We start from the raw sequence: 19,858 nt of genomic DNA, 5'->3' as shown, positions 1-19,858 counted from the left end.
TATGGAATTCATCCACTTTTTGATCGACTTTATCCTCCATATTGATGTGCATTTAGCCGAACTGGTGGCGCAGTACGGTGTCTGGATTTACGCCATTCTGTTCCTGATCCTGTTCTGCGAAACCGGTCTGGTGGTGACGCCGTTCCTGCCAGGGGATTCGTTACTGTTTGTTGCTGGCGCGCTGGCGGCACTGCCGGGTAACGACCTCAATGTCCATGTCATGGTCACGCTGCTGGTGATTGCTGCCATCCTTGGTGATGCGGTGAACTACACTATTGGTCGATTGTTCGGTGAGAAGCTTTTCAGTAATCCGAACTCGAAAATTTTCCGTCGCAGCTATCTGGATAAAACCCACGCGTTCTATGATCGCCACGGCGGCAAAACCATTATACTTGCGCGCTTTGTACCAATCGTGCGAACCTTTGCCCCCTTTGTGGCGGGGATGGGACATATGTCTTATCGCCACTTTGCGCTCTTCAACGTCACGGGTGCGCTGCTGTGGGTGCTGCTGTTCTCGTATGCCGGTTACCTGTTTGGTGACTTGCCGGTGGTACAGGAGAACCTGAAACTGCTGATTGTGGGCATTATTGTGGTCTCAATATTGCCAGGCGTGATTGAAGTATGGCGCCATCGCCGTCAGGCACGTCAGCAGAAGCCACAGTAAGCCCGTAACCAGATTTTTATCCACAGCGTGAACGGGTTGTGGTTTAATGAGCGACATTTACGGCCTGCTGAAGGTGATTTCAGCAGTAACAAGAAGACTGGACCAGGTCAGCATTAAACAGAAAGGTCATCAATGAGCTGGATTGAACGCATACTGAATAAAAGCACTACCACGCCAACGCGCAAAGCCAGTATCCCGGAAGGGGTCTGGACCAAATGCGATAGCTGTGGTCAGGTGCTGTACCGCGCCGAACTGGAGCGTAACCTTGAGGTCTGCCCGAAGTGCGACCACCACATGCGCATGCACGCCCGTGAGCGTCTGCACACCATGCTGGATGAAGGTTCTCTGGTTGAATTAGGCAGCGAGCTGGAACCAAAGGATCTGCTGAAGTTCCGCGATTCCAAGAAGTACAAAGATCGTCTGGTTGCTGCGCAGAAAGACACCGGTGAGAAAGATGCACTGATCGCCATGAAAGGTACGCTGCACGGTATGCCGGTGGTCGCTGTAGCCTTTGAGTTCTCCTTTATGGGCGGCTCAATGGGTTCGGTGGTTGGCGCGCGCTTCGTGCGTGGCGTTGAGCAGGCACTGGAAGATAATTGCCCGCTGATTTGCTTCTCCGCCAGTGGCGGTGCCCGTATGCAGGAAGCGTTACAGTCGCTGATGCAGATGGCGAAAACCAGCGCAGCGCTGGCGAAAATGCAGGAGCGCGGCTTGCCGTACATCTCCGTGCTGACCGACCCCACTATGGGCGGTGTGTCGGCTAGCTTTGCGATGCTGGGTGATTTGAACGTCGCGGAACCGAAAGCGCTGATCGGCTTTGCCGGTCCACGCGTAATCGAACAGACCGTGCGTGAAAAACTGCCACCAGGCTTCCAGCGCAGTGAGTTCCTGATTCAAAAAGGCGCGATCGACATGATCATCCGTCGCCCGGAAATGCGCTATAAGCTGGCAAGTCTGCTGGCGAAAATGATGAACCTGCCAGCGCCGCTGCAGGATGGTGATCAGCCTTCTGCGGCTGAGCCGGAGAGCAACGAGGCCTGACAGGCAACGAAAAGCTGTTTAAACGCTTTTCACCAATGAACCGTAAACACGAAATCATTCGAGTTGCAGCAAGGCGGCAAACGAATGAATCCCCGGAAGCTTACAGCAGTAAGAGACTGGGGTGATTGAGTGCAGCCCACGCCGCTGCGGCTTGAATGATGTTGTGTAAGATGAGTAAACGGGACACATGGACACTCTGCACCTTCCTCAAGCCACGTCGCCTTTGGCCACGTGGCTTCATTATCTTGAACACCTGCATTCTCAGGCCATTGAACTGGGCCTGGATCGTATTAAACGCGTCGCCGCACGCCTTGATCTGCTAAAACCCGCTCCGTTTATTTTCACCGTCGCCGGCACCAACGGCAAAGGCACCACTTGTCGCACGCTGGAAACGCTGCTCATGGCGGCGGGTTACCGTGTGGGCGTGTACAGTTCGCCGCACCTGGTGCGCTACACCGAGCGCGTGCGTATTCAGGGATCAGAGCTGGATGAAGCACTGCACAGCGCCAGCTTCGCCAGTATCGAAGCCGGACGCGGTGATATCTCTCTGACCTATTTTGAATTCGGCACGATCTCGGCACTGAATCTGTTCCGCGACGCCAATCTTGATGTGGTAATCCTCGAAGTGGGTCTGGGCGGTCGTCTTGATGCCACCAATATCGTGGATGCTGATGTGGCGGTGATTACCAGCATTGCACTGGATCATACCGACTGGCTGGGGCCCGATCGCGAAAGCATTGGCCGTGAGAAAGCCGGCGTATTTCGCGCAGGTAAACCCGCCGTGGTAGGTGAAGCTGATATGCCGCACACCATCGCCGATGTGGCAGCCGAGAAGGGCGCGCAACTGCTGCAAATCAATCGTGACTGGCAGTGGCAGAAGCAGGAAGACAGCTGGTCACTGCAGGACGCGCATGGCGAACTGCGCGATCTGCCGTTGCCGCAGGTGCCGTTGCCAAATGCCGCAACCGCACTGACTGCGCTGCGAGCATCGGGCCTTAACGTCAGCGAAGCGGTGATTCGCGAGCATTTGCCATTGGCGATTTTGCCGGGACGCTTCCAAACGGTGAGCGAAGCACCACGCGTGATTTTGGATGTAGCACATAATCCGCATGCCGCTTATTATCTGGCTTCACGTCTGGCTGAGTTGCCGAAACGCGGTAAGGTCTATGCGGTAGTCGGTATGTTGCATGACAAAGATATCGCGGGCACCCTGACGGCATTAGCGCCGCAGGTGGATGGCTGGTTCTGTGCACCGCTTGACGGTCCGCGTGGCGCGACTGCGGATGAGCTTATCGCCCATCTTGAAGGCGGCAACGCTTATGATAACGTCGATGCAGCATGGCAGGCAGCGCGTCAGCAGGCAGCACCCGAAGATGTGATTTTGGTGTGTGGTTCTTTCCACACCGTCGCACAGGTTATGGAATCGATGGCAGCGGAGAACGGCAGTGGCAAGTAAGTTTCAAAATCGCTTAGTCGGTACCGTCATTTTGGTGGCGATTGGCGTCATCGTGCTGCCGGGTCTGCTCGACGGCAAGAAGAAGCACTATAAAGAAGAATTCGCAGCGATTCCGCTGGTGCCGAAGCCGGACGATCAGCAGGACAGCGAAATGGTGCCGCCTGTCACACAACCGCTCCCGGCGCAGCCACCAGAAGGGGCGGGTACGGCACAAACCCCGGATAACGCTAAAGTTAGCGGCTCGGCCAGTAATGGCAGCGCGCAACCGGCGCAGAACAGCGAGCCTACGCTGGTGACGCCGCCGCCGGTGCATCAGCAGGCGAAGCCGACTGAGCAGCCGAAGCCAAAAGTGGTTGAACAGCCAAAACCTAAACCGGTAGAACAGCCGAAACCGAAACCTGTAGAGCAGCCAAAGCCGAAAGTCGTTGAAACGCCGAAGCAGGTTGAACAGCCGAAAGCGGTCGAAACACCGAAACAGAGCGAGCCAGAAGCAGCCCCTTCAGGGCAGGCGTTTGTGGTTCAGCTTGGCGCGCTGAAGAACGCGGCCAAGGTCAGTGAGATCGTGGCGCAACTGCGTCTGTCGGGATACCGTGCCTTCACCGTGCCATCCTCGCCGGTGCAGGGGCAAATCACGCGTATTTACGTCGGTCCGGATGCCTCCAAAGCGAAGCTGCAGAGTTCGCTGAGCGAGTTGCAAAGCATTTCGGGGCTGGGTGGAGTCGTCAAACCGTACGGTACGCGATAACGGCTTGATAAGCCGCGCCGATGGCAGTAAAAGGCGCGGTACAGCACAAGCTGCTTAGCAAAAATGTAATAAAAAATGGCTTTATATCAGTAGGTTAAATCGCTGATATCACTCCGGGCGAGGAAAGTTTTTTTCATCGCCCTTTTTATGGATACAGAACCGGAAAACCCTACGCAAACGTTTTCTTTTTCTGTTAGAATGCGCCCCGAACTGGATGCAGGGGTGCATAAGCACTGGGTTGGAAGCGTTCATGATCTGGATTGATTACGTCATTATTGCGGTAGTTGGTTTTTCGGCTCTGGTCAGCCTGATTCGTGGGTTTGTCCGGGAAGCCTTATCTCTCGTTACCTGGGGATGCGCGTTTTTTGTCGCCAGTCATTACTACACCTACCTTGCAGTCTGGTTTACAGGTTTTGACGACGAACTGGTTCGCAACGGCATCGCGATAGCGGTGTTATTCGTTGCCACCCTGATTGTGGGTGCCATCGTGAACTATGTGATCGGCTCGCTGGTGGAAAAACCGGCTTGTCGGGAACCGACAGGGTGTTGGGGGTCTGTTTCGGGGCGTTGCGTGGCGTGCTGATTGTTTCTGCTATGCTCTTCTTTCTCGATACATTCACCGGCTTTTCAAAAAGCCCGGACTGGCAACAGTCGCAACTCATTCCCCAGTTCAGTTATATCATCAGGTGGTTTTTCGATTACCTGAAAAGCACGTCCAGTTTTATACCCCGGTAACGCCACCGGGAGTGCGGCCAATGAGGAAATGACAACATGTGCGGTATTGTTGGTATCACCGGTTTTATGCCAGTAAACCAGTCGATTTATGACGCGTTAACGGTGCTGCAGCACCGCGGGCAAGATGCCGCCGGCATTTGTACCATCGATGCGCTTAACTGCTTCCGTCTGCGTAAAGCGAACGGCTTAGTGAGCGATGTTTTCGAAGCACGTCACATGCAGCGTTTGCAGGGTAACATCGGGATTGGCCATGTTCGCTATCCAACGGCGGGCAGCTCCAGTGCCTCCGAAGCGCAGCCATTCTATGTAAACTCCCCGTATGGCATTACGCTGGCGCACAACGGCAACCTGACCAATGCGCATGAGCTGCGCAAGCACCTGTTCGAAGTGGGTCGCCGTCACGTTAACACCACCTCAGATTCCGAAATCCTGCTGAACATCTTTGCGCAGGAACTTGATCGTTTCCAACATGATCCGCTGGAAGCTGACAACATTTTTGCTGCGGTGGCTGCAGTGCACCAACAGGTGCGCGGCGCTTACGCAGTGGTATCGATGATCATCGGACATGGCATGGTCGCTTTCCGCGATCCAAACGGCATCCGTCCTCTGGTGCTGGGCAAACGCGTAATCGCTGATGGCCGCACCGAATACATGGTAGCTTCCGAAAGCGTGGCGCTCGATACGCTGGGCTTTGAGTTTATTCGCGATGTCGCACCAGGCGAAGCGGTGTACATCACCGAGCAGGGTCAGCTGTCAACGCGCCAGTGTGCTGAGAATCCGAAAACCAATCCGTGCCTGTTCGAGTACGTTTACTTTGCGCGTCCTGACTCCTTCCTCGATAAGGTGTCGGTCTACAGCGCTCGCGTGCGCATGGGCACCAAACTCGGCGAGAAAATCGCGCGTGAGTGGGAAGATCTGGATATCGACGTGGTGATTCCGATTCCGGAAACCTCCACCGATTCTGCCCTGGAAATCGCACGTATCCTCGACAAGCCGTATCGTCAGGGCTTCGTGAAAAACCGCTATGTCGGCCGCACCTTTATTATGCCAGGCCAGCATCTGCGCCGTAGCGCGATTCGTCGCAAGCTCAACGCTAACCGCGCTGAGTTCCGTGGTAAGAACGTGCTGCTGGTGGATGATTCGATTGTGCGTGGCACCACGTCCGAGCAGATCATCGAAATGGCACGTGAAGCCGGCGCAAGGCGCGTATATCTGGCTTCTGCGGCACCGGAAATTCGCTTCCCGAACGTGTACGGTATCGATATGCCAAGCGCCACCGAACTGATAGCTCACGGTCGTGAAGTGGAAGAGATTCGCCAGCTGATCAAAGCCGATGCGCTGATTTTCCAGGACCTGGATGATCTGATCGAAGCGGTGCGTGAAGAGAACCCGGATATCGTGCAGTTTGAGTGCTCGGTATTTAACGGTATCTACGTGACCAAAGACGTTGATCAGCAGTACCTTGAGTATTTGCAGTCTCTGCGTAACGACGATGCGAAAGCGATTCAGCGTCAGAATGAAGTTGAAGGGCTGGAGCTGCACAACGAAGGCTAATTGCCGCGTAGTGCACATCTCAAACAGGGCGGGCGCAATCCCGCCCTGTTTGTTTTTGTATTTTTGTTCAGGTAGCAGCTATCATTGCCGCAATCTGAATAAGCAAGGCTGAATAATGAAACGATTGATCATTGGTATTTCCGGTGCCAGCGGCGCTATCTACGGCGTGCGACTGCTGCAAGTGCTGCAACCGCTGGCCGATGTGGAAACCCATTTGGTGATCAGTCCTGCCGCACGTCAGACCCTGGCACTGGAAACCGATTACAGCCTGCGCGGCGTGCAGGTGCTGGCCGATGTCGTGCATGACGTGCGCGATATTGCAGCCAGTATCTCTTCCGGATCGTTCAAAACGATCGGTATGGCGATTTTGCCCTGTTCGATGAAAACCCTGTCGGGCATTGTGCACAGCTACAGTGACAGTCTGCTGACCCGCGCCGCCGATGTGGTACTAAAAGAACAGCGTAAGCTGGTGTTATGCGTGCGTGAAACGCCGCTGCATCTTGGCCACCTGCGCATGATGACCACCGCGGCTGAACTGGGAGCGATCATTATGCCGCCAGTGCCTGCTTTCTATCATCGCCCGCAAAAAATTGAAGATTTAGTCGATCAAACCGTCAATCGGGTCATCGATCAGTTCGATATTGAGCTGCCTCAAGATCTGTTTACCCGCTGGCATGGCGCATAATGGTGCAAAAGTGCACTAATTGTGTGCAAATTCGCGCGCCCGATCACTCTTCGTGCATCTCGTGCACCAAAAGTTAACAATGTCGCTTTTTCTTCCTCACACCGCTGTTATATTTCCCTCACAAACTAGGTGCTTGCGCCCTTAACGCGCGCGGTACTTAGTGCGCCTGAGCACGCTTTCGCCGTTTTGCATAACTGGCATGAAACCTGCACATCATTCAGCGCAAACACACATCACGCACACATAACAATAAGCACTTCACTTGAGGGTTACCTATGAAAAAGCGAGTTCTGGCTCTTTCCCTGATGCTGGCAATGTCCAGCGCTGCGAGCGTGTTCGCTGCGGTACCAAAAACGCTGCGTATCGGGACGGATCCGACCTACCCGCCGTTTGAATCCAAGAATGCACAAGGCCAGTTAGTGGGCTTTGATATCGATCTGGCAAACGAAATCTGTAAGCGTATCGCGACCAAATGTACTTATGTGGAAAGCGACTTTGATGCGCTGATCCCGTCGCTGAAAGCGAAAAAGATCGATGCCATCATCTCATCCCTGTCGATCACCGAAAAACGTCAGGAAGAGATCGCCTTCTCTGAAAAACTCTATGCGGCAAATGCGCGTTTAGTGGCGAAAAAGGGCTCTAGCCTGCAACCGACCATCGAATCCCTGAAAGGCAAAAATATCGGCTTGCTGCAGGGCACCACTCAGGAAACCTACGCGAACGAAAACTGGCGTCCAAAAGGTGTCACCGTGACGCCATACGCCAACCAGGATCTGGTGTATCAGGATCTGGATGCGGGTCGTATTGATGCAGCATTCCAGGATGAAGTGCAGGCGAGCGAAGGCTTCCTGAAACAGCCTGTCGGCAAGAACTATGCATTTGCCGGCCCTGCGGTTAAAGATGACAAAATCTTTGGTGTGGGTACCGGTATGGGCTTGCGCAAAGATGATGCCGATCTGAAAGCGGCTATCGACAAAGCGTTCGGCGAAATGCGCAAAGACGGAACTTACGACAAGATTGCGAAGAAGTACTTTGATTTCAATGTGTACGGCGATTAAATGTCCTGTTTTCTGACCTTGATGATTGATTTGCAGCAGGGTTGGTCATAACTATTCACTCCGGGCGCTTACTTATGTAAACTCCCGGGGTTCATACGCTTGCCGCCATCTACCCTGTGATTCAAATCCTGGTCAGGACTGTCCGTTAGTTGGGCAGCGTTTGTTATTTTCCTTCACGACAGGATCGAACCCATGCTGTATGGCTATTCTGAAGTAATCATAAAAGGCACTTTGGTGACCCTTGAACTGGCCCTCAGCTCGGTGGTACTGGCTGTAGTGCTCGGCTTGATGGGCGCTGGCGCCAAACTCTCCCGTAATCGCCTGCTGGCGATGATTTCTGAAGGCTATACCACGTTAATCCGCGGTGTGCCTGATCTGGTTCTGATGTTGCTGATCTTCTACGGTCTGCAAATCGCCCTCAATACCGTGACGGATGCGCTGGGTGTTAGCCAGTTTGATATCGATCCGATGGTCGCGGGGATTATCACGCTCGGCTTTATTTACGGCGCTTACTTTACTGAAACCTTCCGTGGTGCCTTCCTTGCGGTGCCAAAAGGGCAGATCGAAGCGGCCACCGCCTTCGGTTTCACCGGCTCGCAAACTTTCCGTCGCATTTTGTTCCCGGCGATGATGCGTTTTGCATTGCCTGGCATTGGCAACAACTGGCAGGTGATTCTCAAAGCGACCGCTTTGGTCTCGCTGCTGGGTCTGGAAGATGTGGTGAAAGCCACGCAGCTGGCAGGAAAAAGCACCTGGCAGCCGTTCTACTTCGCGATTGTTGCCGGGGTGATTTATCTGGTGTTTACCACGCTGTCCAACGGCGTGCTGTGGTGGCTTGAACGTCGCTACACGGTGGGTGTGAAAAGGGCAGAGCTATGATCGAAATTATTCAGGAGTATTGGAAACAGCTGCTCTGGACCGATGGTTACCGTTTTACCGGCGTTGCCATTACGTTGTGGTTGTTGATTCTTTCCGTGGTCATCGGCGGCTGTATGGCGGTGTTCCTCGCGATTGCACGCGTATCGCCAAATCGCTACATTTCCACGCCCGTCTGGCTGTTCACCTATGTGTTCCGCGGAACGCCGCTTTATGTGCAGCTGCTGGTGTTCTATTCAGGCATGTACACGCTGGAAGTGGTCAAAGGCTCGGAGTTGCTGAACGCCTTCTTCCGTAGCGGACTCAACTGTACGCTGCTGGCCTTTACGTTGAATACCTGCGCTTACACCACGGAAATCTTTGCCGGAGCTATTCGAGCCGTACCGCACGGTGAAATTGAAGCGGCGCGTGCTTATGGCTTCTCGCCATTTAAACTGTATCGCTGCATCATCATGCCGTCGGCACTGCGCACCGCGTTGCCGGCCTACAGTAATGAAGTGATCCTGATGCTGCACTCCACCGCGCTGGCCTTTACTGCCACGGTGCCGGATCTGTTAAAAATCGCGCGTGATATTAACTCGGCAACTTACCAGCCGTTTACCGCGTTTGGCATCGCTGCGGTGCTGTATTTGATCATCTCTTACGTGCTGATTAGCCTGTTCCGCAAGGCGGAACGCCGCTTCCTGGCGCACGTGAAACCTTCATCATCGCATTGAGTATCACTATGGCTGACAACAAATTAAGCGTTACCGAACTGCACAAGCGTTACGGTGAACATGAAGTTCTGAAAGGCGTATCACTGCAGGCCAACGCCGGCGATGTGATCAGCATTATTGGCTCGTCCGGTTCCGGGAAAAGTACTTTCTTACGCTGCATTAATTTCCTCGAAAAGCCGAGCGAAGGCACCATCTCGGTGAATAATGAGCAGATTACCCTGGTACGTGACACCGATGGTCAGCTGAAAGTGGCCAACAAAGAGCAGCTGCGCTCGCTGCGCACTCGTCTGACTATGGTGTTCCAGCACTTTAATCTGTGGAGCCACATGACGGTGCTGGATAACGTCACCGAAGCGCCAATTCAGGTTTTGGGCTTGAGCAAAGCCGAAGCGCGTGAACGTGCGATCAAGTATCTGGATAAAGTCGGCATTGACGCGCGTGCGCGTGCCAAATATCCGGTGCATCTGTCCGGTGGTCAGCAGCAGCGCGTTTCCATTGCCCGTGCGCTGGCGATGGAGCCGGAAGTGCTGTTGTTCGATGAGCCGACTTCCGCGCTCGATCCGGAACTGGTTGGCGAAGTGCTGCGTATCATGCAGAAGCTGGCTGAAGAGGGAAAAACCATGGTGGTGGTAACCCATGAGATGGAGTTTGCACGCCATGTCTCCAATCACGTGATTTTCCTGCATCAGGGCAAAATTGAAGAGCAGGGCACGCCGGATGAGCTTTTCGGCAATCCGAAAAGCCCTCGCTTGCAGCAATTCCTGTCGGGATCGCTAAAGTAAACGACCCGATCGCCATAAATGGCGTAAGGCCGATCGGTTATGCCATGAACGGGTTAACCACACTCACGGTAGCGGCGGGATTTATCGCGCATGAGTGGCTGTGATAAGCGCAATAAATTGCGCCGCTACTGAAGAGTGTGATCATTAAAGGGTTAACTGACGAGTATCGCGCCATCAATGCGCACCCTACAGATGTAGGGGGCGCATTGATGCGCAATGGGCCGATACCCGCATGGGCGAGAAAGACATTGATGCGCCCGCGGGTTAGTCCCGCAACAGCTTCAGCGCGGTATCTTCGTCGGTCACCAGTCCCGATATCCATCCTCCCTGCAACGCGGCACGAATCGCCGGGTACTTACGCTCGCTGCCGGAAAAACCAATAATCTTGCGTTGGGTCTGGCTCTCCAGCAATACGCTGGTCAGCAGCTCATCGGTTTCGCCCCACACGCGTTCACCTTGCTGATTGAAAAAGTGGCCAAGCATTTCGCCCACCACGCCACGTCCATTCAGCGCTTCGACCTGTGCATCGGTGATAAAGCCTTCGGCATTCAACGGACAGCCCGGCATCACTTCTCCAATGCCGACAAAAGCCACGTCCGCCCGTAATGCACGATCGGTGACGCGTTGGTATACCTGATGCTGCACCCACATCGCCTTATCTTGCGGCGTGTCGGCATACAACGGTGCGGGAATAAAGTAATACTTGCCCTGCATTTTTTCGGCCATTTTCAGCGGCACGTCGTAACGTGTGCCGGAATCATCACGCGCAATCGCGCCAATCATTGAGACACACTGATGCTGTGGGCGATCTACCCACGGCAACGCATCGATCATCGAGCGCAGGGTTTTCCCGGAACCAATGCCGAACACCTGTGGCGTTTCTTCACTGATAAACTGCGACATCACCGCCGCGCCTTCTACCGCCAGCATCTGTTGAATCGCATCATCATTCAGGTTGGCGGAAGGCACCACGCGGCACAGATCCAGACCAAACTTATCCTGCACTTCGCGCGCCAGCTGCAAACAGTGCGTCACGGGATGATCGATCTTCACACTCACCATGCCCATCTCGCGTGCGCTGGAGACCAAACGCTGCGCGACCTGGCGTGACAATCCTAATGCCTGCGCAATCTCTTGCTGCGTGACGCCTGCTACGTAATACATCCACGCAGCGCGCGCCGCCAGCTCCTGTTTCTTCTCTTCTCTGCTCATCACGCCGTTCCGTCAAAATCAATGCGCCATATTAGCGCGTGTTTGACGAAAAGCCCTAACTGAGCAAAAGCCCTAAAAAAGAGCAAAAGTATTATTTGTGATAAGGCTCGCAGAACGATCCTCACCACGAGCACTATGCTAGACGTCATCGGGCAAATGCCCTGTCTTATGGCAAATATTTAAATTGAGGCGACTATGACTAATCAATCAGTGTGGATGCACATCGGCGCGGGATCTTTCCATCGGGCACATCAGGCGTGGTATCTGCACAAGCTGCGTGAGCAGGGCGATGAAAGCTGGAGCATCGCGCTTGGCAATATCCGCAATGACGCCGTACCGCTGCTGAATCAGTTAGCGGCACAGGACGGAGAATATGTGCTGGAAACCGTGACGCCTGAAGGCGAGCGCGATTATGAAACCATCACCTCGCTGCGTAAAATCTTGCCGTGGGACAGTGAAATCAGCGCGCTGGTTGAGCAGGGAGCCAATGCGGAAACCCGGGTGATTGGCTTTACCGTGACCGAAGCAGGCTACTACCTGACGCCAGAGTTCACCCTGGATCTTAACCAGGCCGATGTGAAAGCCGATCTTGGCGGTGATACCCGCACCCTTTATGGCGCTCTCAGCCGCATCCTGACGCAGCGTGTTGCTCAAGGCGGTGCGCCGGTCACACTGCTTAACTGCGACAACCTGCGCCACAACGGCGATCGTTTCCGTGATGGCTTCCTCGCGTTTCTCACGGTGAAAGGAGATACCGTGCTGGCCGAGTGGGTGCGCACGCAGACCACTTCACCGAATACCATGGTGGATCGCATTACACCGCGTCCTACGCCGGATGTGGCGGAGCGCGTGCAAGCGGCGACGGGTAAGCAAGATGGCGCGGCGGTCATGGCCGAATCCTTTATTCAGTGGGTGATAGAGGATGACTTTATTGCCGGGCGTCCGGCTCTGGAACAGGTCGGCGTTGAGCTGGTGGAATCGGTGCTGCCGTGGGAAGAGGCGAAAATTCGCATCCTCAATGCCACGCATGCGGCCATTGCCTGGGCGGGCACTCTGATAGGGCTGAACTACATTGACGACAGCACGCGCCAGCCGGCGATTTATCAGTTGGCTTATGACTATGTTACGCAGGATGTGATTCCTTCCCTGTCGCCCAGCCCGCTCGATCTCGCCGATTACCGCGACGTGGTGCTGGCGCGTTTTAGCAATCCCTACATCAAAGATACCAACCAGCGGGTCGGCGCGGATGGCTTATCAAAAATTCCTGGCATGGTGACACCAACCTTGCGTGATTGTTATCAGCGCGGTACGGAACCAACGGCAACTGCGGTGGTACCGGCACTGTTCTTCCTGTTTATGCAGCGCTGGGCAAAAGACGATCTGCCGTATTCCTATCAAGACGGCGTATTACAGGCCGATGCGCTGCGTAAACAGTTCGCCAGCAGCGATCCGCTCCAGGCCTTCCTGAGTGATAGCGCGCTGTTTGCGGATCTGGCATCTGATAATGCCTTTCACGAGTTGGTGACTCGCCGTGTCGCGAGCTTACAGCAGTGGCTGAAACAGCCCGAACTGGCGGCGGTGTAATCATGTATCTCGGCATCGATATTGGCACCTCAGAACTCAAAGGGCTGATCCTCAACCCGCAAGGTGAAATTGTAGCCTCGCAGCATGCCACGCTGAGCGTGCAACGACCGCATCCGCACTGGGCGGAGCAAGATCCTGAGCGCTGGTGGCAGGCCTGCACCGAGGTGCTGGCGGGTTTGCGCCAGCAGGCACCCGAAGCATGGTCAGCATTACGGGCCATCGGCCTTTCCGGCCAGATGCACGGCGCGGTGCTGCTGGATGCCGAAGGCAAAGTACTGCGTCCTTGCATATTGTGGAATGACACTCGCAGTGCACCACAGTGCGATGTGCTGCGTCAGTGCTATCCGCAGATGATGGAAATCAGCGGCAACATGATCATGCCCGGCTTCACGGCGCCCAAATTGCGCTGGGTGGCCGAGCACGAACCGGACATCTTCCAGCGCATCGATAAAGTGCTGCTGCCCAAAGATTACCTGCGCTGGCGCCTGACCGGGCGCATGGTGAGTGAACCCTCCGATGCGGCTGGCACGTTATGGCTGGACGTAGCACGGCGCGAGTGGTCGGACGAACTGCTGGCGATCACCGGCCTGACGCAGGCTCAAATGCCGGCCTTAGTGGAAGGCAGCGCCGTGAGCGGCCAGTTGAAACCTGATCTGGCCAGCGAGTGGGGCTTATCGACGGCGGTAAGTGTGGCCGGAGGTGGCGGTGATAATGCCGCATCGGCGGTGGGTGTGGGTGCGGTCAATCCTGGCGATGCTTTTATCTCGTTGGGCACCTCTGGCGTGATTTTTGTGGTCAACGATCGTCTGCAAGCCGATCCGCAATCTGGCGTGCATGCTTTCTGCCACGCATTGCCGGGTCGCTGGCATCAAATGAGCGTGATGCTTAGCGCCGCCAGCTGTTTGCGCTGGCTGTGCAATTTACTGTCGGTGAGTGAAAGCCAGCTGATGGAAGAGATGGCACAGCTCAATGATGAGCAACGGCGTAGTGCTCCAGTTTTCCTGCCTTATCTGTCCGGTGAGCGCACGCCGCACAACGATCCCGATGCGTCAGGATCGTTCTTTAATCTGCGCCATGAAACCCCGCGCGCCTTGCTCGGCTTCGCAGTGATTGAAGGCGTGGCCTTTGGTTTGGCGGATGGCCTGGCCGTGCTGGGTGACGCGCAACATCAAATCCAGCAGTGCAGCCTGACCGGCGGAGGCGCGCGCAGCACGCTGTGGGCACAACTGATTGCCGATGTGCTGCAACTGCCGATAGTGACCCATCCGGCCAGCGCATCTGGTGCACTAGGTGCAGCACGTCTGGCATGGCTAAGCGAGGGCGGCGAGGAGCAGCACGTCTGCCTGAAACCACCGGTGCAGGCACGATATCAACCGGATGCCACGCGCGGTGCGGTGCTGCAACAGCGGCTGCGTCTGTTCCGTGAACTCTACATCCAACAACAACAGGTGCGCAGCTTGCTGCCTGCATAACGGCTTACCGAACAGAGGATGATTGTGATGCAATCGAACGAATACTGGTTTGGCTTACCAAAAAAGATGTTCTGGGGCTTCCTGGCTATCGCCATTTTCATGGCAGGCGATGGCTTCGAAATGGCATTCCTGTCGCGGCATATCACTGATCTGGGCTTTACACCTACGCAGTCTGCGGTGGTGTTTACCTTCTACGGCCTGGCGGCAGCGCTGGCGGCGTGGGCTTCCGGCGTGGTGGCAGAGCTGATCACCCCACAGCGCGCGATGATGATTGGTTTCGTCCTGTGGATCGTGATGCACACGTTGTTTATGTCATTGGGGCTGGGCATGCGCAACTATCCGTTGATGGTGTTGTTCTACGGCATACGTGGGCTGGCTTATCCCTTGTTCATCTACTCGTTTATGATGATGCTGGTGCAGGTCTTACCGCGCGAAAAACTGGCGGCGGCGACCGGCTGGTTCTGGGCGATGTATTCCGTCGGCATCGGCGTGGTCGGCAGCTATCTGCCAAGTCTGACCATCCCGATGCTGGGGGAAACCGGAACGCTGTGGCTGGCGATCATTTGGGTGGCCTGCGGCGGTATTCTCGCGTACTTCAGCCTGCGCAACGTGCCAGTGGATCGTTCGCGCGTGAATCTGCCGATGCGCGATAAAATGACCGAGATGTCACGTGCGGTCACCATTCTGTTCACCAACCAACACGTGTTTTATGCGTGCCTGATTCGCATCATCAATACGCTGTCGCTGTTTGGTTTTGCCATCATCATGCCGCTGCTGTTCGTTGACCGACTTGGCTTCACCATCTCGGAATGGTTGCAGATTTGGGCGGTGTTCTTCTTCGTCACCATTTTCACCAACATCTTCTGGGGCATCACCGGCGAGAAACTGGGTTGGATCCGTCAGGTACGCTGGTTTGGTTGTCTGGGCATGGCGATCTCCAGCCTGATGTTCTATTACCTGCCGATGTATGCCGGGCATAACTTCTGGGTGGCGTTGATTCCGGCAGTGATGCTGGGGATTTTTGTTGCCGCGTTTGTGCCGATGACCGCTGTCTTCCCGACGCTGGAGCCACATCATAAAGGCGCGGCGGTCTCGATTTACAACCTGTCTGCTGGCCTGAGTAATTTTGTGGCACCGGCCATTGCCTCGGTGATGTTGCCGTTCTTCGACATCGTCGGAGTGGTGTGGGCCTATACCGCGCTGTATGTGTTTGCGGGCGTGCTGACCTTTATCATTCGTGTGCCGCAGCCGGGACATACGCCAGAGGAGAAGGCGCTAAAATCACGTGTGGCAGAGCAGCGTAGCTAAATGAAAAAACGGCGGCTCGCAGCCGCCGTCTATTTAGCCCACCACATCCTGCAGTGCTTCCTGCAAATCGAACCAGCGGAAACCAAATCCTGATTCCTCTAGCCGTTTCGGTAATACGTGCTGTCCACCCAGCACCAGTACTGCTGACTCACCCATCATCAATTTGATCGCACTGGCGGGCGTGCGCATAAACGCCGGGCGGTGCATAACATGCCCCAGCGTGGCGGCGAACTGCTCATTGCGCACGGCATAAGGCGCAACCATATTAAACGGCCCGCTGAGGTGGCTATTGTCGATCAGCCAGATAATGGCATTCACCAGATCGTCGATGTGGATCCACGGCAGATACTGCTTGCCGCTGCCGATTGGACCGCCGACACCCAATTTGAACGGCATCTTCATTTTCGCCAGTGCGCCGCCATCTTTTGCCAGCACCACGCCGGTGCGTAACAAACACACACGGGTGCGATCGCTTTCGGCTTTCAGCGCCAGCTGTTCCCAGCGTGCGCACAGGGCGTGCGTAAATTCATCGTGACCGGGATCGTCTTCTGTCAGAACCAAATCACCCGTATCACCGTAAAACCCCGTTGCGGAGCCGGAGATGAATAAATGCGGTGGATTGCTGCTGGCGTGGATCAGCGAAACAATCTGTTCGGTGATCTGCCAACGACTTTCACACAGCCGCTGTTTCTGCTGTTCGGTCCAGCGTTTATCGGCGATCGGCTCGCCCGCCAGATTGATGACCCCATCAATGCCGTTGAGGTCGGACTGCTGATTAATACCAGACCATAATGAAACGCGCGGGTCGAGCTTATCGCGTGCCGCCGCGACATCACGCGTCACCACATTCACCTGATGCCCGAGCAACAGCAGGCGCGGAATCAGGTGACGACCTATCAGGCCGGTGCCGCCGGTGATAAGCAGGTGCATATTGAGCCTCCTTGTAATTTGTTTTTTGCTCAGAATTGATCATAGAAGAGAAGTGCACAGCTGGCGTGACAGGGCTTACGCTTATGAAGAAAAAGGGAAAGTCAGAGCGGGCCTAACGGCTAAAGATCCGACCAGCTCACCATTGCCTTAATAAAAAAAAGTCGGTAAATAGAAAGCACACCTGATGCTTATTGAGGCAGCCGATGAATTATCCCACCATCACTTTATGGTCCGATGCATCCTTTTTCAGCCCTTATGCTATGTCGGTTTACGTCGCGCTCACCGAAAAGGGGATTCCCTTCACGCTGAAGCGCGTGGACTTGTCGCAGAACGCCCAGCACGACGACGCGTATCGCGCCTTGTCGCTGACATGTCGCGTTCCCACGCTGCAAATTGATGACCTGATCCTCAATGAATCTTCGGCGATTGCGGAGTACCTCGAAGAGCGTTTCCCAGCCCCTGAATTTGAGCGTCTTTACCCGCGTGACCGCGAAAAGCGCGCGCATGCCCGGGAAGTGCAGGCGTGGCTGCGCAGTGATTTAATGGCGCTGCGTGCTGAGCGTCCGACCGAGGTGCTGTTTGCCGGCGAACAATTCGCGCCGTTGACTGCCGCAGGCGAACAGGCCGCCACCAAACTGATTGCAGCCGTGCAGCGTTTGTTGCCGGACGGGCAGCAAAATCTGTTTGGCGAATGGTCAATTGCGGACACCGATCTGGCGGTGATGATTAATCGTCTGGCTCTACATGGCGACATGTTGCCAGTGAAATTACAGCACTACGCCGAGTTCCAGTGGCAGCGAGCCTCAGTACAATTGTGGTTGTCTGAATCAGGCAAAACGCGCTAAGCACGAAGAGCCTTGCGGAGGCGAAAAGAACGCTTTACCTTACCGCACATTCTAATAAGGCATCGCAAACAGGCGCGTGCTGGGCACGCCGAAAACAGAAAAGGGTTACGGATGGTGGATCAAACGGCAGGTGACGGTATCGAGTGGGTTGATATCGTTAGTGAAGAGAACGACGTCATTGCGCAGGCCAGCCGTGCGCAGATGCGCGCGCAGAATTTGCGTCACCGTGCCACCTACATTGTGGTGCACGATGGCATGGGAAAAATTCTGGTGCAGCGCCGCACTGAAATCAAAGACTTCATGCCGGGAATGCTGGATGCAACCGCGGGCGGCGTAGTACAGAGCGGTGAAGACCTGCTGGAATCCGCGCGTCGTGAAGCGGAAGAAGAGTTAGGTATCGCCGCCGTTCCGTTTGCTGAACATGGTCAATTCTACTTCGAAGATCAGCACTGCCGCGTCTGGGGCGGGCTGTTCAGTTGTGTTTCTCATGGCCCGTTTGCCATGCAGGAAGAGGAAGTGGACGAAGTATTCTGGATGACCCCAGAAGAGATTACCGCGCGCTGCGACGAATTCACTGACGACTCACTGAAAGCCGTTTCACTGTGGCTGAGCCGTAACAGCGATGCAGCCCGCCGCAAGCAGAGCAGCGAATCCTGAGTGTATGCTGCCAACAAACAAGGCGCCGAAAGGCGCCTTTGTTATTTAATGTTCGCGCAAAACGGCGCTAAGCAGTTGTAAAGCACGATCGAACTGCACCTGTGGGATGGTGAGCGGATAAAGAAAGCGAATCACATTGCTGTGCACGCCGCAGGTCAGCAAAATCAGCCCTTGTGCCAGCGCCTGCAACTGAATGGCTTTGGCAATCTCTGCGGATGGCCTGCAAGAAGCATCCTGAAACTCTGCCGCTATCATCGAACCGTAACCGCGCACCTCTGCAAGCGACGTGCAGCCTGCATCACGCAAGGTGGCGCTGAGTTGTTCCCCCAGTTGGTTCGCGCGTGCGCACAACTGCTCCTCATCAATAATATCCAGCACCGCATGCGCGGCTGCTATCGCGGGTGGACTACCCGCGTACGTTCCGCCCAAACCTCCCGGCTCGGGCGCATCCATGACCTCAGCACGCCCGGAAACCGCCGACAGCGGAAATCCACCGGCCAGGCTTTTCGCCAGGGTAATCAAATCCGGCTGCACATCGTAGTATTCGCTGGCGAACAACTTACCGGTACGGGCAAAGCCGGTCTGGATCTCATCGGCGATTAACAAAATGCCGTGGCGATCGCACAAGGCGCGCAACGCAGAGACAAACTCCGGTGGTGCAACATAAAAACCGCCTTCGCCCTGCACAGGCTCGAAAATAATCGCCGCCACCTGCTGCGGACTAATATCGCTGCGGAAAATCGCCTCCAGACTCTCCAATGCCTGATGCACGCTCACATTGTGCAGCGCATTAGGGTAGTGGGCATGAAACACCGAACCGGCGAACGGTCCAAAACCGGTTTTGTAAGGCACGACTTTGCCCGTCAGCGACATCGTCATATTGGTGCGCCCGTGAAACGCGCCTGTGAATGCGATAATCCCAGGGCGACCGGTCGCCGCGCGGGCAATTTTAACCGCATTCTCCACCGCTTCCGCGCCGCTGGAGAAAAAGGTGGTTTTTACTTCGCCGCCAATCGGTACACGCTGATTAAGCCGCTCAGCGAGATGAATATAATTCTCGTAAGGGATGACCTGAAACGCGGTATGGGTAAAACAATCCAACTGCTGCTGCACGGCCGCTATCACTCTCGGATGACGATGTCCGGTATTCAGCACCGCGATACCTGCCGCGAAGTCTATATATTCGCGTCCATTCTGATCCCAAACCGTGGCATTTTCCGCCTTCACCGCATAGAAATCACACATCACACCCACACCGCGCGGCGTGGCCTTCAATCGACGACTGTGCACATCACTGTTACTCATCATTCACCTCGCAATTCACGGGAGCCTGACATCAGTGTGAGCGGCGGGGTGTTTTTTCGCCAGTGAACCACTGCGTGAAAGTCGCCACGTTACACAAGGTTTGAATGCGGAGGTATGCACCCCCGAAAAGCGATGAACATGTTTGATGGGCGAGGAAGGAGAGTTTTAACAGAAACGTACGACATAGCCCTCTATGACAAACAGTGAGAATGGTGGAGGTGTGCACCATAAAA

Annotated in this window: 18 protein-coding genes and 1 pseudogene; 16 read left to right on the top strand and 3 right to left on the bottom strand. The window is 55.2% G+C overall.

Annotated features, from left to right (window positions below; genetic code table 11):
- The first annotated feature begins 1 nt into the window (after position 1).
- The 11 genes and pseudogenes from HA45_RS14780 (at position 2) to hisP (ending at position 10,312) form a co-directional block, all read left to right on the top strand.
- Entirely contained in the window at positions 2 to 664 is a 663-nt protein-coding gene (locus HA45_RS14780) for a DedA family protein (protein ID WP_100701129.1), read from the top strand.
- 132 nt (positions 665 to 796) lie between these two features.
- Positions 797 to 1,705: an acetyl-CoA carboxylase, carboxyltransferase subunit beta gene (accD, locus tag HA45_RS14775; RefSeq protein WP_100701128.1), complete on the top strand. Its 909-nt coding sequence runs from the start codon at positions 797 to 799 to the stop codon at positions 1,703 to 1,705.
- A gap of 187 nt (positions 1,706 to 1,892) precedes the next feature.
- The gene (folC, locus tag HA45_RS14770; protein WP_100701127.1) at positions 1,893 to 3,161 is read left to right on the top strand and encodes a bifunctional tetrahydrofolate synthase/dihydrofolate synthase; all 1,269 of its coding nucleotides are present in this window, start codon (positions 1,893 to 1,895) and stop codon (positions 3,159 to 3,161) included.
- The gene (gene dedD / locus HA45_RS14765; protein ID WP_100701126.1) at positions 3,151 to 3,906 is read left to right on the top strand and encodes a cell division protein DedD; all 756 of its coding nucleotides are present in this window, start codon (positions 3,151 to 3,153) and stop codon (positions 3,904 to 3,906) included. Before folC ends, dedD begins: the two co-directional genes overlap by 11 nt.
- A 250-nt stretch (positions 3,907 to 4,156) precedes the next feature.
- Positions 4,157 to 4,641, top strand: a pseudogene (gene cvpA, locus HA45_RS14760) (colicin V production protein).
- 36 nt (positions 4,642 to 4,677) lie between these two features.
- Entirely contained in the window at positions 4,678 to 6,195 is a 1,518-nt protein-coding gene (purF, locus tag HA45_RS14755; protein WP_100701125.1) for an amidophosphoribosyltransferase, read from the top strand.
- A 115-nt stretch (positions 6,196 to 6,310) separates the two neighbouring features.
- Positions 6,311 to 6,880, top strand: coding sequence for a UbiX family flavin prenyltransferase (locus HA45_RS14750; RefSeq protein ID WP_100701124.1), 570 nt, complete (start codon positions 6,311 to 6,313; stop codon positions 6,878 to 6,880).
- Positions 6,881 to 7,155: 275 nt separating this feature from the next.
- Positions 7,156 to 7,938 (top strand): lysine/arginine/ornithine ABC transporter substrate-binding protein ArgT, encoded by a 783-nt coding sequence (gene argT, locus HA45_RS14745; protein WP_100701123.1) that lies wholly within the window; start codon positions 7,156 to 7,158, stop codon positions 7,936 to 7,938.
- A 192-nt stretch (positions 7,939 to 8,130) separates the two neighbouring features.
- Complete coding sequence (locus tag HA45_RS14740) at positions 8,131 to 8,817, top strand: histidine ABC transporter permease HisQ (protein ID WP_100701122.1); 687 nt, start codon at positions 8,131 to 8,133, stop codon at positions 8,815 to 8,817.
- Positions 8,814 to 9,530 carry an ABC transporter permease gene (locus HA45_RS14735; protein ID WP_100701121.1) on the top strand — a complete coding sequence of 239 codons (717 nt, stop codon included), beginning with the start codon at positions 8,814 to 8,816 and terminating at the stop codon, positions 9,528 to 9,530. Before HA45_RS14740 ends, HA45_RS14735 begins: the two co-directional genes overlap by 4 nt.
- Positions 9,531 to 9,538: 8 nt before the next feature.
- Positions 9,539 to 10,312, top strand: a complete 774-nt coding sequence (gene hisP / locus HA45_RS14730) for a histidine ABC transporter ATP-binding protein HisP (protein ID WP_100701120.1) — start codon at positions 9,539 to 9,541, stop codon at positions 10,310 to 10,312.
- Positions 10,313 to 10,576: 264 nt separating this feature from the next.
- Here the strand turns inward: hisP and HA45_RS14725 are convergent, their stop codons facing one another.
- Entirely contained in the window at positions 10,577 to 11,524 is a 948-nt protein-coding gene (locus HA45_RS14725; RefSeq protein WP_100701119.1) for a sugar-binding transcriptional regulator, read from the bottom strand.
- A 195-nt stretch (positions 11,525 to 11,719) separates the two neighbouring features.
- Here HA45_RS14725 and dalD point away from each other — a divergent pair, with 195 nt between their 5' ends.
- The 3 genes from dalD to HA45_RS14710 are packed head-to-tail and all read left to right on the top strand — an operon-like array spanning position 11,720 to position 15,888.
- On the top strand, positions 11,720 to 13,108 hold the full coding sequence (gene dalD, locus HA45_RS14720) for a D-arabinitol 4-dehydrogenase (RefSeq protein ID WP_100701118.1): 1,389 nt from the start codon (positions 11,720 to 11,722) through the stop codon (positions 13,106 to 13,108).
- A gap of 2 nt (positions 13,109 to 13,110) precedes the next feature.
- Positions 13,111 to 14,580, top strand: coding sequence for a xylulokinase (gene xylB / locus HA45_RS14715; protein ID WP_100701117.1), 1,470 nt, complete (start codon positions 13,111 to 13,113; stop codon positions 14,578 to 14,580).
- Positions 14,581 to 14,607: 27 nt separating this feature from the next.
- Positions 14,608 to 15,888: an MFS transporter gene (locus HA45_RS14710; protein WP_100701116.1), complete on the top strand. Its 1,281-nt coding sequence runs from the start codon at positions 14,608 to 14,610 to the stop codon at positions 15,886 to 15,888.
- Positions 15,889 to 15,921: 33 nt separating this feature from the next.
- On the opposite strand, the gene HA45_RS14705 is transcribed toward HA45_RS14710, so the two are convergent.
- A complete protein-coding gene (locus HA45_RS14705) occupies positions 15,922 to 16,818 on the bottom strand; it encodes a TIGR01777 family oxidoreductase (protein ID WP_100701115.1) in 897 nt (298 codons plus the stop codon).
- A gap of 203 nt (positions 16,819 to 17,021) precedes the next feature.
- Between HA45_RS14705 and yfcF the strand changes: the two genes are divergently transcribed.
- The gene (gene yfcF / locus HA45_RS14700) at positions 17,022 to 17,663 is read left to right on the top strand and encodes a glutathione transferase (protein WP_100701114.1); all 642 of its coding nucleotides are present in this window, start codon (positions 17,022 to 17,024) and stop codon (positions 17,661 to 17,663) included.
- A 111-nt stretch (positions 17,664 to 17,774) separates the two neighbouring features.
- Positions 17,775 to 18,320 (top strand): NUDIX hydrolase YfcD, encoded by a 546-nt coding sequence (gene yfcD, locus HA45_RS14695; protein WP_100701113.1) that lies wholly within the window; start codon positions 17,775 to 17,777, stop codon positions 18,318 to 18,320.
- A gap of 45 nt (positions 18,321 to 18,365) precedes the next feature.
- Here yfcD and HA45_RS14690 read toward each other — a convergent pair whose 3' ends face one another.
- Positions 18,366 to 19,625 (bottom strand): 4-aminobutyrate--2-oxoglutarate transaminase, encoded by a 1,260-nt coding sequence (locus tag HA45_RS14690; protein WP_100701112.1) that lies wholly within the window; start codon positions 19,623 to 19,625, stop codon positions 18,366 to 18,368.
- Positions 19,626 to 19,858: the final 233 nt, after the last annotated feature.

It is taken from the genome of Pantoea rodasii, from assembly GCF_002095465.1.
In the GTDB taxonomy this organism is placed as follows: Bacteria; Pseudomonadota; Gammaproteobacteria; order Enterobacterales; family Enterobacteriaceae; genus Pantoea; species Pantoea rodasii.
Note: the sequence above shows the minus strand (reverse complement) of the source record. Positions and strands in the feature narration are given on the sequence as shown.

Excerpts from the sequence above, each read along its gene's own strand:
- folC (WP_100701127.1), top strand. The coding sequence starts at position 1,893 with ATGGACACTCTGCACCTTCCTCAAGCCACGTCGCCTTTGGCCACGTGG.
- HA45_RS14690 (WP_100701112.1), bottom strand. The coding sequence starts at position 19,625 with ATGAGTAACAGTGATGTGCACAGTCGTCGATTGAAGGCCACGCCGCGC.
- argT (WP_100701123.1), top strand. The coding sequence starts at position 7,156 with ATGAAAAAGCGAGTTCTGGCTCTTTCCCTGATGCTGGCAATGTCCAGC.
- HA45_RS14780 (WP_100701129.1), top strand. The coding sequence starts at position 2 with ATGGAATTCATCCACTTTTTGATCGACTTTATCCTCCATATTGATGTG.
- HA45_RS14735 (WP_100701121.1), top strand. The coding sequence starts at position 8,814 with ATGATCGAAATTATTCAGGAGTATTGGAAACAGCTGCTCTGGACCGAT.
- HA45_RS14750 (WP_100701124.1), top strand. The coding sequence starts at position 6,311 with ATGAAACGATTGATCATTGGTATTTCCGGTGCCAGCGGCGCTATCTAC.
- HA45_RS14705 (WP_100701115.1), bottom strand. The coding sequence starts at position 16,818 with ATGCACCTGCTTATCACCGGCGGCACCGGCCTGATAGGTCGTCACCTG.
- hisP (WP_100701120.1), top strand. The coding sequence starts at position 9,539 with ATGGCTGACAACAAATTAAGCGTTACCGAACTGCACAAGCGTTACGGT.
- xylB (WP_100701117.1), top strand. The coding sequence starts at position 13,111 with ATGTATCTCGGCATCGATATTGGCACCTCAGAACTCAAAGGGCTGATC.
- yfcD (WP_100701113.1), top strand. The coding sequence starts at position 17,775 with ATGGTGGATCAAACGGCAGGTGACGGTATCGAGTGGGTTGATATCGTT.
- accD (WP_100701128.1), top strand. The coding sequence starts at position 797 with ATGAGCTGGATTGAACGCATACTGAATAAAAGCACTACCACGCCAACG.
- HA45_RS14725 (WP_100701119.1), bottom strand. The coding sequence starts at position 11,524 with ATGAGCAGAGAAGAGAAGAAACAGGAGCTGGCGGCGCGCGCTGCGTGG.
- HA45_RS14740 (WP_100701122.1), top strand. The coding sequence starts at position 8,131 with ATGCTGTATGGCTATTCTGAAGTAATCATAAAAGGCACTTTGGTGACC.
- yfcF (WP_100701114.1), top strand. The coding sequence starts at position 17,022 with ATGAATTATCCCACCATCACTTTATGGTCCGATGCATCCTTTTTCAGC.
- HA45_RS14710 (WP_100701116.1), top strand. The coding sequence starts at position 14,608 with ATGCAATCGAACGAATACTGGTTTGGCTTACCAAAAAAGATGTTCTGG.
- dalD (WP_100701118.1), top strand. The coding sequence starts at position 11,720 with ATGACTAATCAATCAGTGTGGATGCACATCGGCGCGGGATCTTTCCAT.
- purF (WP_100701125.1), top strand. The coding sequence starts at position 4,678 with ATGTGCGGTATTGTTGGTATCACCGGTTTTATGCCAGTAAACCAGTCG.